General features: G+C 72.9%; 13 protein-coding genes and 1 tRNA gene. 7 read left to right on the top strand and 7 right to left on the bottom strand.

Annotation, left to right across the window (positions count from 1 at the left end; all coding sequences use genetic code 11):
- Positions 1-105 precede the first annotated feature (105 nt).
- Positions 106-179, top strand: a tRNA-Ile gene (locus tag FYW95_RS01285).
- Between the two features lie 248 nt (positions 180-427).
- On the opposite strand, the gene FYW95_RS01280 is transcribed toward FYW95_RS01285, so the two are convergent.
- Entirely contained in the window at positions 428-1,129 is a 702-nt protein-coding gene (locus tag FYW95_RS01280; RefSeq protein WP_160049880.1) for an exonuclease domain-containing protein, read from the bottom strand.
- Positions 1,130-1,468: 339 nt separating this feature from the next.
- Here FYW95_RS01280 and FYW95_RS01275 point away from each other — a divergent pair, with 339 nt between their 5' ends.
- Entirely contained in the window at positions 1,469-3,358 is a 1,890-nt protein-coding gene (locus FYW95_RS01275; RefSeq protein ID WP_370462342.1) for a GDSL-type esterase/lipase family protein, read from the top strand.
- Positions 3,359-3,369: 11 nt separating this feature from the next.
- Here the strand turns inward: FYW95_RS01275 and FYW95_RS01270 are convergent, their stop codons facing one another.
- The gene (locus FYW95_RS01270) at positions 3,370-3,990 is read right to left on the bottom strand and encodes a TetR-type transcription factor C-terminal domain-containing protein (RefSeq protein WP_159940086.1); all 621 of its coding nucleotides are present in this window, start codon (positions 3,988-3,990) and stop codon (positions 3,370-3,372) included.
- A 212-nt stretch (positions 3,991-4,202) separates the two neighbouring features.
- Positions 4,203-4,919, bottom strand: a complete 717-nt coding sequence (locus tag FYW95_RS01265; protein ID WP_159940030.1) for a glycerophosphodiester phosphodiesterase — start codon at positions 4,917-4,919, stop codon at positions 4,203-4,205.
- Between the two features lie 228 nt (positions 4,920-5,147).
- Here FYW95_RS01265 and FYW95_RS01260 point away from each other — a divergent pair, with 228 nt between their 5' ends.
- Entirely contained in the window at positions 5,148-5,918 is a 771-nt protein-coding gene (locus tag FYW95_RS01260; RefSeq protein ID WP_013151829.1) for a DeoR/GlpR family DNA-binding transcription regulator, read from the top strand.
- 15 nt (positions 5,919-5,933) lie between these two features.
- On the opposite strand, the gene FYW95_RS01255 is transcribed toward FYW95_RS01260, so the two are convergent.
- Both FYW95_RS01255 and FYW95_RS01250 read right to left on the bottom strand, forming a co-directional pair.
- Positions 5,934-6,401, bottom strand: coding sequence for a VOC family protein (locus FYW95_RS01255; protein WP_159940032.1), 468 nt, complete (start codon positions 6,399-6,401; stop codon positions 5,934-5,936).
- A gap of 96 nt (positions 6,402-6,497) precedes the next feature.
- Entirely contained in the window at positions 6,498-7,748 is a 1,251-nt protein-coding gene (locus tag FYW95_RS01250; protein WP_160049879.1) for an MFS transporter, read from the bottom strand.
- Positions 7,749-7,928: 180 nt separating this feature from the next.
- On the opposite strand from FYW95_RS01250, the gene FYW95_RS01245 reads away from it, so the two are divergent.
- Positions 7,929-8,675 (top strand): HD domain-containing protein, encoded by a 747-nt coding sequence (locus FYW95_RS01245; protein WP_236567580.1) that lies wholly within the window; start codon positions 7,929-7,931, stop codon positions 8,673-8,675.
- A gap of 17 nt (positions 8,676-8,692) precedes the next feature.
- Here the strand turns inward: FYW95_RS01245 and FYW95_RS01240 are convergent, their stop codons facing one another.
- Positions 8,693-9,010: a DUF4031 domain-containing protein gene (locus FYW95_RS01240; RefSeq protein ID WP_159940036.1), complete on the bottom strand. Its 318-nt coding sequence runs from the start codon at positions 9,008-9,010 to the stop codon at positions 8,693-8,695.
- Positions 9,011-9,084: 74 nt separating this feature from the next.
- Entirely contained in the window at positions 9,085-9,558 is a 474-nt protein-coding gene (locus tag FYW95_RS01235) for an Lrp/AsnC family transcriptional regulator (RefSeq protein ID WP_159940038.1), read from the bottom strand.
- 192 nt (positions 9,559-9,750) lie between these two features.
- Between FYW95_RS01235 and FYW95_RS01230 the strand changes: the two genes are divergently transcribed.
- From FYW95_RS01230 to FYW95_RS01220, 3 genes are all read left to right on the top strand, one after another.
- Complete coding sequence (locus tag FYW95_RS01230; protein ID WP_159940040.1) at positions 9,751-10,650, top strand: tryptophan 2,3-dioxygenase; 900 nt, start codon at positions 9,751-9,753, stop codon at positions 10,648-10,650.
- 33 nt (positions 10,651-10,683) lie between these two features.
- On the top strand, positions 10,684-11,922 hold the full coding sequence (gene kynU, locus FYW95_RS01225; protein ID WP_159940042.1) for a kynureninase: 1,239 nt from the start codon (positions 10,684-10,686) through the stop codon (positions 11,920-11,922).
- Positions 11,923-12,412: 490 nt separating this feature from the next.
- Positions 12,413-13,252: a hypothetical protein gene (locus FYW95_RS01220; RefSeq protein WP_159940044.1), complete on the top strand. Its 840-nt coding sequence runs from the start codon at positions 12,413-12,415 to the stop codon at positions 13,250-13,252.
- Positions 13,253-13,259 lie beyond the last annotated feature (7 nt).

Here is a 13,259-nt window from a genome sequence, read left to right as displayed (position 1 = left end):
GCGCGGTAGGGCCCCGGGGTCCGCCCGCAGGCCTTGTCCGGTAACGGATTCCGGGCGGGGAAAGGCCGGACACACCCTGTTAGGATGACGTTTGCCGACGACGGCGGGCCGGTAGCTCAGTTGGTTAGAGCAGGGGACTCATAATCCCTGGGTCGCGGGTTCGAGTCCTGCCCGGCCTACTCTCTCCGAACGTCAGAAAGGCGCCGCCGACCTGCGGATCCAGGCCAGCGGCGCTTTCCCGTGCTATCGGTGGCCGACCGAAACGATAGGGCGCCGGCCGGCGCAATACCCCTTGTCCGGAACTCGGCGCGCCCGGCTTCCGCGCGCGAATGCGAAATCGGACATCAGTATCGTGTCTTCCCGTTTCAGTGCGTGTGCTGGAGAAACTCCCCGGTGCGGTGGTGCGCACGGGGCCGGGGACGGGGGGTCAGGTGCTCGCGGCCAGCGGCCAGGAGCCGTCCACGACCGCGTCGGGGTTCCTGCGGCGGAGGTAGTCCTGGAAGCTGGCGGCTTGGGCGGCCTTCCAGGTGACCTGGGCGTCGTGCAGGTCGTCGATGTCCATGTCGGCGAGTTCGGGGTGGGTGGCGGCGAGCTTCCAGGCCAGGCGGGCGGCGGCCAGGGCGTCGGCTGCGGCCCCGTGGGCCTGGTCGGCGTCCAGGCGCACGCCGTGGTGGGCGCACACGTCGACGAGTTTGCGCGAGCCTCGCCGGAAGGTGTCGAAGCGCTTGTCGATCACCAGGGGGTCCAGAACGCGCACGGCCTCCCCGAAACGGGCCTCCGCGCCGTGCCGGCGGAGTTCGGCGGAGAGCAGGCCGAGGTCGTAGGGGGCGTTGTAGATCACCACGGGCAGCCCGTCGGCGACGGCCTTCTCCAGGGCGGCGCCGATCTCGGGCACCGCCTCGGCGGCGGGGCGCCCGTGTTCGCGGGCGTGGGCGGTGGTGATGTGGTGGATGTCGGTGGCCTCCTGGGGGATGTCGATCCCCGGGTCGACCAGCCAGGTGGTGACGTCCTTGGTGCGGGCGGCGGGGTCGATGCGCCACAGGGCGGCGGTGACGATGCGGTCGTGGGCCAGGTCCAGGCCGGTGGTCTCGATGTCGAACGCGGCCATGGGCCGGGTGTGCCAGGTCATGCGGGCCTTTCCGGTTCGGGGGTGCGGTCCTGGGTGTGCCCGCCGCGGGCGCCGCACACCGTTACTGGTGGGTTCCGACCGGGTCCGCGCGCCAGGACGGCCGGGCCCGCACGGTACCGCCTGACCGCGACATTAGCGGTACGGCGTGCCGGGCGCCCGGCATCGGCACAGGTGGTGGCGGACGCGAAACGCCGCCCGGAACATCCCGGAACCTCCGCGGTCCCCGGGGGCGGCTCGTTTACGCTGGTGGCCCGTTAGGGGGCGTGGTGTCCCACGTCCCGGTCACCACCGCGCGCCCGGTGCCGTTAACGGTGGGACACCGTATGCCTGGGGAGGCGAGTGTTGGGAGCGGATCGGACATCCGACGGAAGCGGGCGGCGCGGAAGCCCCCACCGCCTGCTGCACACGGTCTCGGCGGTCACGGTCGCCCTGCTCCTGGCCGCGGTGGTCAGCACCACGGCCTCCCGCGGCGTCGGAGCCAAGTCCGCGATACCCGAACAGCCCGCCGCGCCCCGGGCGGCCGCCCCCTCCTTCGAGTCCCTCGTCGACCGGATCGGCATCTCCCGGGACGCCTCACCGGACAACGTCGACCTCGACGGCTCCGGCAACAGCCTGTCCGCGCAGGCCCTGGCCGCCGCCGGGTGGACCCCCGGAAGCGAGGTCGTCCTGCTGGGCACCCCCCTGGAACTGCCCGACTACGCCCCCGGGCGCTCCGACCACCTGGTCGCCGACGGCCAGTCGGTGGGCCTGCCCGGGAAGCGCTACCGCTCGCTGACCTTCCTGGCCACGGCCACCGGCGGTTCCGGCGCGCGGGGCACCGGAACCGTGGTCTACGCCGACGGCGAGCGACAGGGGTTCACCCTGTCCGTCCCCGACTGGTCCGAGGGGGCCGCGAGCGAGGCCGCGCTCACCCTGCCCTACGCCAACTCGGCCGGGGACGGTCCCAGCCTGGGCACGGTCCGCCTGTACGCGCGCGCCGTCCCGGTCGACCCGGCGCGCGAGATCTCCCACGTGGTGCTGCCCGAGGAGGCGGGTCGGGGCCGCATCCACCTGTTCTCGCTGGGCGGGCGTCCCGCGGACTCCGGGTGGACCGGCACCTGGGCGCGGGCGACCTCGGGCTACGTGGAGGCAGGCCCCTGGGAGGACCAGACCCTGCGTCTGGCGGTGCGCACCACCACCGGCGGCCACCGGCTCCGGATCCGCCTGGAGAACACCTTCGCCGCCGAGCCCGTCACGGTGGGCGCTGCCTCCCTGGCGCTGCGGGGGGAAGGGGCGGCGACGCGGGGCTCGGCGGTCGCGCTCACCTTCGGCGGGAGTTCCGGGACCGTCATCCCGGCCGGGGGGCAGGTCTTCAGCGACCCGGTGGAGGTCCTCGCGCCTCCGCAGACGGACGCCCTGGTCAGCCTCTACCTGCCCGAACGGGTCACCACAGCTCCGGTGCACTACGCCGCCTCCGACACCCACTACACGAGTGCCCGGGGCAGCGGCGACCAGACCCTGGACACCACCGGGGAGCCGTTCACCGGCCGGATCCGGCAGTGGCCCTTCCTCACCGGGGTGGAGGTGCTCGACGCCCCCGGGGCGGTCGCGGCCCTGGGCGACTCCATCACCGACGGCACCCGCTCCACCGCCGACGCCCACGCCCGCTGGCCCGACGTGCTCAGCGCCCGCCTGGCCGAGCGGTCCGGTCCGCCCGACCCGGGCGTGCTCAACCTCGGTGTGGCCGGCAACCACGTGGTCCTGGACGGCTACCCCGGAGAGGGGGTCTCCTCCAACCCCAGCGGTGTGGCCATGCTCCGGCGGGTGGACCGCGACGTGTTCGCCCAGAACGGGGTGGACACGCTCATCGTCTTCGCCGGTATCAACGACCTGCGCTGGGGGACCGACCCCGACGAGGTGATCGGCGGTATCGAGCGGATCGCGGGGCTGGCCCGCGAGTACGACATGCGGGTCTTCGCGGCCACGCTCACCCCGTGCGGGGGGGAGCGGCGCTGCACGGAGGACGTCGACCGGGCCCGGCAGCGGGTCAACGCCCACCTGCGCGAACAGGCCGGGGTCCCGGAGTCCCCCTTCGACGGGGTCTGGGACTTCGACGCGGTCCTGCGCGACCCACAGGACCCCGCCCGCCTGCTGCCCGCCTACGACTCCGGGGACCACCTGCACCCCGGCGACGCCGGTCTGCGGGCCCTGGCCGAGTCGGTCGACCTGGACCAGCTGCTCGGCCTCTGAGCGGCCGGGGCTCAGCGCGGGCAGCCCAGGTGGTGGTGGATCACCAGGTCCACGTACACGGCGCCGAGGTCGTCCAGGCTCAGGCCCGCCCCGGGGTCGTACCAGTACAGCAGGGAGTCGAAGGTCTCCAGCACCTCGTCGGCGGCCCGGCCGGGGTCGCACACCCGGAACACGCCCGCGACCACCCCGTCCACGATGACGCCGCGGATGTGCTCGCGGTAGATCCGGGTCAGGGAACTGACCTCGCGGTGGCGGGTCGGGTGGATGGCCCGCAGGACGGGCAGCATCTCGTGCGCCAGGGAGGTGGCCGCGCGGTGCTTCCACCCGTTCTCCACCTGTCGCCTGACCAGGGCGGCCATCCGCTCGGCCGCGGGAAGCTCCGGACGGTCCGCGGCCAGCTGCCCGTTGACCCGCTCCCGGGTGGAGCGCAGGACCACCGCGTAGGCCAGGTCGAACCGGGTGGGGAAGGCACGTCTGAGCGAGGCGGCGTCCGTCCCGGTCTCGGCAGCGATGCGGCGGGTCAGCGCGGACATGGCCAGACCCTGGGAGCCGTGTTCGGCGAACAGGCGCGCGGCACAGTCCAGGACGGAGGCCGTGGTGCGGAGCGCGTGAGGGGAGGTCTCGGCCGTCATGTAGTGGTGTCTCATCACTCGGAGTGCGCCTTCGAGGGGAGCGAGGGCGTAGGGTCGTCACCCGGTGGGTTAATGTTTTCGAGGATATCCACGCCACGTCGGCAAAAACGGGGAATGGCCAAATTCGGCGCGCGGCGGCGCGGCCAGTCGGCCGCTCCCGTCGGCGGCACGCGGGCCCGGAGCCGGGGAGCGGGTGCGGGCTCCGGACGGCGTCAGGCCGGGTCCGCGGCGTGTTCTCCCCGCTCACGGCTGCGGGTGAGCGACACGAGGTCCTCGATCCGCTCCGTGGCCAGGGCGTCCACCCCCATTCCGAGCACCCGTGCCATTTCCGGGAAGTCGTTCACTGTCCAGGCTGTTACGAGATATCCGAAACGGTGCATTTCTCCGACCAATTCCCGGGTCAGGAGCGTGTAATGCATGCCGAGGTACTCGGGCCGCAGGGAACGGGTCGCCTCCTCGGGCGGCGGTCCGGGCCGGTCCCAGGCCAGCATGAGCCGGGCCCCGGGGCTGCGGGCCCGCAGGGCGCCCAGGGCCTCGGTGGAACCGGTGAAGAGCACCCGGTCGCCGAACCCGTAGGCGCGCAGGAGCGCGTCCGCGGCCAGGGCGGCCTCCGGTGCGGCGGCGTCCAGGAGCAGGGGCGGCGGGGCGTCGCCGTACTCGGCCAGGACCTCCATGAGGGTGGGTACGCGCCGCTCCAGGTCGTCGCGGGTGGCGGCGAGTTCCGCCAGGGTCAGCTCGCCCACGGGGCGCGGCGGGGAACCCGGGGCGGCCACCACTCGTTCGTCGGCCAGGACGGGGTAGCCGTCGAGGGTCAGGTGGACGTCGACCTTGACCAGGTCGGCCCCCGCGCGCGAGGCTGAGCGCAGGGCCGGAAGGGTGTTCCCCGGAAAGCGTGCGGTGTCTCCGCGCAGTGCGATGGACAGCGTCATGGTGCCAAGGGTCGCAAAAACTCCCGCCGTACGCGGGGCAAACAGGAAAAGCGCCCTCCGGGGCGGACTCCCGGGGCCGTGCGGCCCCCACCTGGGGCGACGGTGCGATTGCGAGCGGGCTCACGCCGCACGGGCACCGAGGCGCCCCGTCGAGCTGGGAAACTTTGTTACACGGCGTCGTGGTCGCACGGCGCCTCCGAGGCCGTCCCCTGGAGTGTGAGGCGAACGATGATTCCGGACCAGCGACGAGAGCACATTCTCAAGCTCCTCCAGGAGCGCCACGTGCTGAGCATCAACGAGCTCACGTCGATGCTGTCCGTGTCCCACATGACGGTCCGGCGCGACATCCAGGCGTTGGAGAACGACGGCAAGGTCCTGTCGGTCACCGGTGGGGTGCGCCTCGCGGCACGGCTCAAGAGCGAACCCTCCTACCTGGCCAAGGCCCAGCTGGAGGTACCCGCCAAGCGGGCCATAGCGCGCGCGGCGGCCGACCTGGTCAGGGAGAACTTCACCATCTACCTGGACGCGGGCACGACCACGCTGCAGATGGTCCCCCTGCTGACCGACAAGGTCGGCCTCACCGTCATCACCAGCGACTTCAACGTCGTCGGCCACCTGATGGAGTACCCGGGGATCGAACTGATCCACACCGGCGGGGTGGTCTCGCACTCCGACCACTCCTCGGTCGGCCGCTTCACCGCCGACTTCCTGCGTCAGGTGAACGTGGACCTGGCCTTCATCGCCAGCAGCTCCTGGGACGCCGAGCGCGGCTCGACCACGCCCTCGGAGGCCAAGGTGGTCGCCAAGCAGGCGCTGCTGCGGATCGCCTCCAAGAGCGTGCTCACCGTCGACAGCACCAAGTACGGCAAGTTCGGCACGTTCCGTGTGGCCAGCCTGGAGGAGTTCGACCTGATCATCACCGACGACCGCCTGCCGCGCTCCGCCGTGGACGATCTGGCCGAGCGCGACGTGCGTCTGAAGCTGGTCGAGGTCGAGTAGGCGGGCCGGGCGGACTCAGCTGTCGTCGGCGTCGAGTTCGGCGTGCGCGAACAGCGCCAGTTCGGCGCCGTCGGGGTCGTAGAAGAGCAGCGTGGAGCCCTCCTCGCCGTGCATCACCGGGGAGTGCTCCACGTCGAGTTCGGCGAAGCGCTCCTCCCAGGCCTCCAGTTCGCCCAGGTTGTCCACGCCCAGGGTCAGGCGGTCCAGGCCGCAGTGCCTGCGGTCGAACCTGCCCTTGAAGTTGTCACGGTGCTGGATGAGCGCGAGCAGGAGGCCGGAGGCCGGGTGCTGGCACTCGGTGCGCAGTGTGCCCTCGTGGTCTCGCTTGGCGATCACGCGGAATCCCAGGACCGTCCGGTAGAAGCGCACACTCTCGTCGCGGTCGCGGACCGACAGCGTGATGCGGGCGAGCCCATTGAGCTGGGGCACGGGCACCTCTTTGCGGCGGGGGCCGATGGTGGCCAGTAGATCGAGCACGATCATCGAGCCTAGGTCTGAGTAGGAATGATGCGTGCCTCTTTAACGCGGGTTTAACGCCTGATGTTCCCCGAATCACCACGTTCATACCCGCACTTGGGTTTAGCCGCTGATGACAGGCCCCGTCGGCGTTGAGGAGGCGCCCTCCCGGCGGTCGTACCAACGGGTGCGCATGACCGCGGTGGTGACGGTGAGGGACGCCAGCGCGCCCAGGGTCGCCAGCGCGAACGCGCCCCGGTGGCCGAGCGCGTCGGCCAGGGCGCCCGAGACCGTCGAACCCAGCGCCTGTCCCAGGATCAGGCTGCTCAGGACCAGGGCCATCGACTGGGACAGGCGGCTTGCCGGGGCGGCCCGCTCGATGAGGCCGAACAGGCTCACGATGTGCGGGCCGATGGCCGCGCCCAAGACGAAGACGGCCGCGGCCAGGGTGGCCGCGCCGTGGTCCAGGTACAGCGGCAGGGTGAGCACGAACAGCGCGCCCGCCGCGACCCGGGTCCGCGCGGTGAGGGCGAAGCCCACGGGCAGCGAGGCCATCAGCAGCCCCGCGGCGGCGCTGCTGGCACCCATCACCGCGTACATGAGCCCGGACAGGTCGCCGTGCCCGGAGGCGGCGGCGAACGCGGTCACCCCGGTGGACATGCCGCCGAAGAACAGCCCCTGGCAGAACATGGGGACGGCCAGCACGAGCAGCGCGGGTGTGGCGATGCGGCCCTGGGCGCCGCCCGCCGCCGGGGTTCCGGGAGGGGAGGTCGGGTGCAGGGCGAACACGGCCCCGAAGACGCCGATGAGCACCGCGCCGCCCAGCACGCTCGCCGACGGCGACAGGGCCACGGTCAGCACGCCGACCAGTGCCGGACCGAGGACGAAGGCGGCCTCGTCGAGCACGCCCTCGACCGACATGGCGGCGGCCAGTGAGCGCTCCCGCTCCGCGCCCCGGTACGGGCCGCGCCGGATCAGCACGACCCAGCGGGTACGGGCCATGGGACCGATCTGGGGCATGCACGCGCCCGCCACGGCGGCCAGTCCGGCCAGCGCGGGAGCGGGGGCCCCGGCCAGGACCGCGGCCACGAGCGCGACGACCAGCACCGCGTCCGCGAGCGCGGTCACCAGCACCGGTACCCGCTGCCCGTGCCGGTCGGCGAAGCGGGCGATGACGGGCCCGCCCACGGCCTCACCCAGGGCGAAGGCACCGGTCACCGCGCCGGCCGCGGCCACGCTGCCGGTGGTCGAGGTGACCAGGGTGAGCAGCCCGATGAGGGACATGGAGATGGGCAGGCGGGCCAGGAAGCTGGCCAGCAGCAGCGGCCATCCCGCGATGTCGCCCATGCGCCGCAGGGTCTGCAGAGGTGACATCCGGCCCCGTCCCGTCGTGTGTCGCCGCCCTCAGGATTCCAGCACGGCGGCCGCGGCGCGGGCAATCGTGGAAAGGGCCAAGATTCATCCCATGATAGGGCTGCCGTTTGGGGCCGGGATCCTCCGAGCGGGGAGGACCCCTTCCGTGCGCGGCCGGGCCGCGTGGGGAAGACTGGCGGCATGAGCTCCCACGAACCCGGTCGGGCGCCCGCGCCGGACCACGACGCCGGACCAGGCCAGGACACCGCGCCGGAGCGGGGACCCGCCCCGGAACGGGGCATCGCGACACGGCTGGAGGCCGCCTGGCGCGATCTCGCCGGGACCTCTCCCGAGGCGGTGGCGGTGGGCGCCGAACTCCTGGGGCGCTGGAGCGAGCCGCACCGGCGCTACCACACGCTCGCCCACCTGGAGCACACGCTGCGCGCGGCCGACCTGCTGCGCGACCAGGCGCGCGACCCCGACCGCGTCCGCTACGCGATCTGGTTCCACGACGCCGTCTACGAGGGCGTCGCGGGGCGGGACGAGGAGGAGGGCGCGCGGCTGGCCGAGCGCCTGCTGCCCCTGACCGGGGCCGAACCGGCGCTGGTCCGGGAGGTGGCCCGCCTGGTCGGGGTGACCGCCTCGCACCGGCCCTCGCGTTGGGACGCCGACGGGGCGGTGGTGTGCGACGCCGACCTGTCGGTGCTGGCCGCCCCGGCCGACGAGTACCTGGCCTACGCCACGGCGGTCCGCGCCGAGTACCCCCACGTGTCCGACGCGGACTTCCGCTCCGGACGGGCCCGGGTGCTCAGGTCGCTGCTTTCGGCGCGGCACCTGTTCCACACGCCGTTCGGCCGGAAGCACTGGGAGCCGCGGGCCCGGGTGAACGTGCTCGCCGAACTCGACCGGCTGGAGGCGCCGCCGCCCGAGGAGCTGCCCCCGCCCTGACCCGGCGGGCCCGGGCCTCAGCGGCTCCCGCGGGACTCCGCGGCTTCCGGAACCCGGGCCCGCTCGCGGGCCCGTGCGGCCTTGGGCCGGCGCAGCCCGGCGGCCCGCAGCCGGGTGACGAGCTCGCGGCTGCCCACGTGCTCGGCGCCCAGTTCCAGGGCGCGGGCGTGCAGGTGCTCGGGGACGTCGTAGTGGTCGTGGTCGAAGGCGCGCTCGCGCACGCCCAGCGCGCGGGCGAAGGCGTGCAGCTCCTCGTAGGAGGAGTCGCTGGCCAGGTGGGCGAACAGCCAGCCGCGCGGACCGGGCCAGAGCGGGGTGTCGATGAGGAGGCTCATCCCAGCCACTCTAGGAGAGCCCGCGCCCGCCCGCGCCCCCTTCGCCGCCGGCCCCGCGCGGGCGGCTGCGGGGGTCAGCCCCGCTCCGTCACCGGGGCGCTCACCGCCCGCCAGGGGACCGGGCTGGACAGGACCATCGTGCTGGAGGGGCGGCCGTGCTGGGCGAGCGTGTCGATGACCTCCTCGAAGTGCTCCATGGAGCGGACCGCGATGAGCAGCACGCAGCAGTCGTCCCCGGTCACCCGGTGCACCTGGAGGATCTCGGGGATCTCCAGAGAGGAGGGCTCCCGCAGCAGGCAGTGGGCGCCGAAGCACTGCATGCGCACCAGGGCGGTGACCGGGAGTCCGGCGGCGGTCGGGTCCACGTGCGCGTGGTAGCCGGTGATCACCCCCCGGTCGGTGAGGCGGCGCACGCGGTCGGCGACGGCGGGTGCCGACAGGTTCACCCGGCGCGAGAGCTCGTTGTACGAGAGCCGTCCGTCCCGCTGGAGTTCGGTGAGGATGCGCTGGTCGACGCCGTCCAACGCGGTCGCCAGTCGTGCGGCCATGCTTAACGCTCCCAAAGTCCAAGGGCCTCATCTCTTACGAATGCTAAGCCAATGCCCGTTTTGCGTGCTCATCTTCCCTTCCTCCACCGGGCCTCCGTGTCCGATGATGTGACCCTGCGGCGGCGTGCGCGGAAGGCGGCTCCTCCCCGCGGCGCCGCACCACAGACCACACCAGACCGAGAAGGGGTCCCCATGCTCTCCACCACCGTCCAGCAGTGTCCGTACGCCGGTGAGGCCGGCGAGGCGGAGGCGGCCCGGGTGCGGCGGGCGGAACCAGAGGAGGGCGCCCCGAACCTGGCCTTCGACCGCCCGACCCCCTACGTCGACTACACCGGTATCGACACCCTCCTGAGCCTGCAGAGACCGCGTACGGACGAGCCCGCCGAGTCCGCGTTCATCATCGCCACCCAGGTCATGGAACTGCTCTTCGCCCTGGTGCGGGAGCGCTGGGAGGCCGCACGCGACGCGCTGGAGGCCGACGACGTGCCCGGCGCCCTGGCCTGGCTGCGCCGTGCGCACCACGCCCAGGACGTGCTCAACGACTCCTGGGGCCTGCTCGCCGACATGACGCCCACCGAGTTCAACCGCTTCCGGGACTCCTTCGGCGCGGCCTCGGGCTTCCAGTCCTACGGCTACCGGGAACTGGAGTTCCTGCTGGGCAACAAGTCCGCCGCCATGATCCGCCCGCACAAGGCCATGGGCGCCGTCGCCGGCCGGCTCACCGGCCTGCTGGAGCGGCCCGGCCTCTACGACGCGGCGCTGCGGCTGCTGCACCGCCGCGGACTGCCGGTCCCCGCGGACCGCGTCGAACGCGACTGGACCCTGCCCTACGAGCCCAGCCCGGAGGTGGAGGCGGCCTGGGCGGAGGTCTACGCCGACGACCGGCCCGGCAACGACCTGTTCCTGCTGGCCGAGGCCCTGGTCGACGTGGCCGAGCGGGTCACCCGGTGGCGCCACCGCCACCTCGTCGCGGTCAAGCGCACCATGGGGGGCAAGCCCGGCAGCGGCGGCTCCAACGGCCTGTCGTGGCTGGCCCGCAACGCCGAGCAGGACGTCTTCCCCGAACTCTGGTCGCTGCGCAGCAGCGTCTGACCCGCACCCACCACCAGCAGGAAGCAGGGCCCGATGATCCCCACCACCCGTGAGGAGTGCGCCGCACTGGACGCGGCCGACCCCCTCGCCGCCTTCCGCGAGGAGTTCCTCCTCCCCGAGGGCGTGATCTACCTGGACGGCAACTCGCTGGGCGCGCTGCCGCGCTCCACGCCCGGCCGGGTCGCCGACATGATCGAGCGGGAGTGGGGCCGGGACCTCATCCGCAGCTGGAACGACGCCGGCTGGTGGGACAAGCCGCGCACGCTGGGCGCCAAGGTGGCGCCGCTGGTGGGTGCCGCCCCCGACGAGGTGGTGGTCGGCGACGGCGTCTCGGCCAACATCTTCAAGCTCCTGGTCGCGGCGCTGCGCATGTCCGACCGGTCCGTGGTGCTGGGTGAGGCGGGCAACTTCCCCACCGACCTGTACGTCGCCGAGGGCGCCGCCGCGCTGGCGGGCGCCACCCAGCGGCGGGTGGACCCCGACGGGCCCGGCCTGGCCCAGGAACTGGCGCGGGGCGACGTCGCGGTCGTGCTGCTCAGCCACGTGGACTACCGCAGCGGAACCCTGCGCGACATGCCCGGGATCACCCGCCTGGCCCACGAGCACGGCGCCCTGGTGGTCTGGGACCTGTGCCACAGCGCGGGCGCGGTCCCGGTGGACCTCTCCGGCAGCGACGCGGACTTCGCGGTGGGCTGCACCTACAAGTACCTCAACGCCGGTCCTGGCGCCCCCGCGTTCCTCTACGCCGCCCGCCGCCACCACGCCGCGGCGGACCAGCCGCTGAGCGGCTGGCACGGGCACGCCCGCCCGTTCGACTTCGGTGCCGACTACGAGCCCGCCCCCGGGGTGTCGCGCTTCCTCAGCGGTTCGCAGCCGCTGGTGGCCGACGCGGCGCTGGAGGCGAGCCTGGACGTGTGGGCGCGGGCCGACCTGGAGCAGGTGCGGGCCAAGAGCCTGGCGATGACCGACCTGTTCCTGGAGCGCGCGGCCAAGGCGGGGGTCTCCTCGATCACCCCCGCCGAGCACGGGCGGCGCGGCAGCCAGGTCGCGCTCGTGCAGCCCGAGGAGGGCGCCGGGTACCCGATCGTGCAGGCGCTCATCGCGCGCGGGGTGATCGGCGACTTCCGCGCCCCCGACGTGATGCGGTTCGGGTTCACGCCGCTGTACCTGAGCTACGTGGACGTGTGGGACGCCGCACAGGCCCTGCTGGAGGTCGTGGAGACCGGCGAGTGGCGCCAGGAGCGCTTCTCGGTGCGCGGCCAGGTGACCTGAGCCGCCGGCGCACGCGGGCGGGCCCCGGTATGACAAGGGCCACCCACGGGCCCGTCCGCCGTCCTCGGGCGGGCCCGAAAACCCCCGGCGACCGGGGGTTTTTCTGTTTTCGGACTTGCGCGCGCCCTGATTTCCACCGTAATGACCAGAACACGCACGGTCATTTTACTCTACGGGTTCGCGAGCTTTGCATAAACGTGAGTTAGTGTCCTCGTGATCGGTTCGTTATTGGCTTTCGGCGAACCGGTGCCGAGCCCTTGACCGGCCCGTGCCGCAAGGGAGCCGAGACCCCTTTCCCGGGAACAGGGCCGCGCGAACCCACGCGCCGCAGCCCCGGAGAACCTCCCGTTCCCGCCCGCCATCGCCGTCGGCGATGCGGGAGAACCCCGTCATGACACGCCCTCACGCGGGGCGCGACCGGCGTGCCCCGCGTGTGCCGTCCGTCATGCCCGCGGTCTTCTCGGCCCTGTCGTCAACCCGCTTCCACTACATGAGCAACGACACTCCCATCCAATACGGCGAAGTCACCGCGACCTACTTCTGGGACGACGGTTCCGGTATCAACGGAGACACGGGAATGCCCGCCAGCGGCGAACCCATGCAGAAGGGCCTGTTCTCCAGCCCCAGCTGGCCGCTCGGCACCGAGGGCTACGTCGTCCACGAGGGCCGGAAGGCCGAGTTCTTCATCGGCGACCGCGGCCCCGGCGCCCCGTCCCAGGACTGCGACGTCCTGCTCGACATCGACGGCAAGACCTTCGCCGAGCTCACCGGCCAGACCTGGAACGAGGACAGCTACACCGTCAGCGGCGGCAACGGCCACCTCGAGGTCGAGTACTACATCACCGAGTGGGGCGACGGGAACGGCACGGAAGGCGCCCCGCACCCCTTCCAGGAACCCGGGAACACGTGCGAGGACGCCGTCTCCCCGATCCCCCAGGAGGCCCTGCCCCGGGAGGCGCCGGAGGAGGCGACCGAGGAGGGCACGGCCGCGGGGAGCCCCGCTCCCGAGAACGGTGAGCGGGCCGACCAGCGCCAGCAGCCCGAAAAGTCCGCCCCCGCCCCGGAAGAGGAGGGGGTGACCGCGGGAACGGCCGCCAACGACCTCTCCGGGTTCCGGCTCATGGACTCCGAGGGCGTCCTGGGCGGCACGGGCCTGCTCGCCCTGGCCCTGGTCCTGCTCGCGGTCCTCCACCTGTCCTGGGTCCGCCGCCCGTCCGGCGCGCACGCCGGCGCCGTCAGCGGCGGCAGGGGCCTCCTGGCGTCCAGCGGCGGACGCCACGCCCGGGGCTCGCGCCTGGGAGCGGTACTCGCCCGGGTGCACGGCCGCTAGCCCGGCA

It is taken from the genome of Nocardiopsis sp. FR4, from assembly GCF_009830945.1.
In the GTDB taxonomy this organism is placed as follows: domain Bacteria; phylum Actinomycetota; class Actinomycetes; order Streptosporangiales; family Streptosporangiaceae; genus Nocardiopsis.
This window is presented reverse-complemented; position numbering and strand designations above follow the sequence as displayed.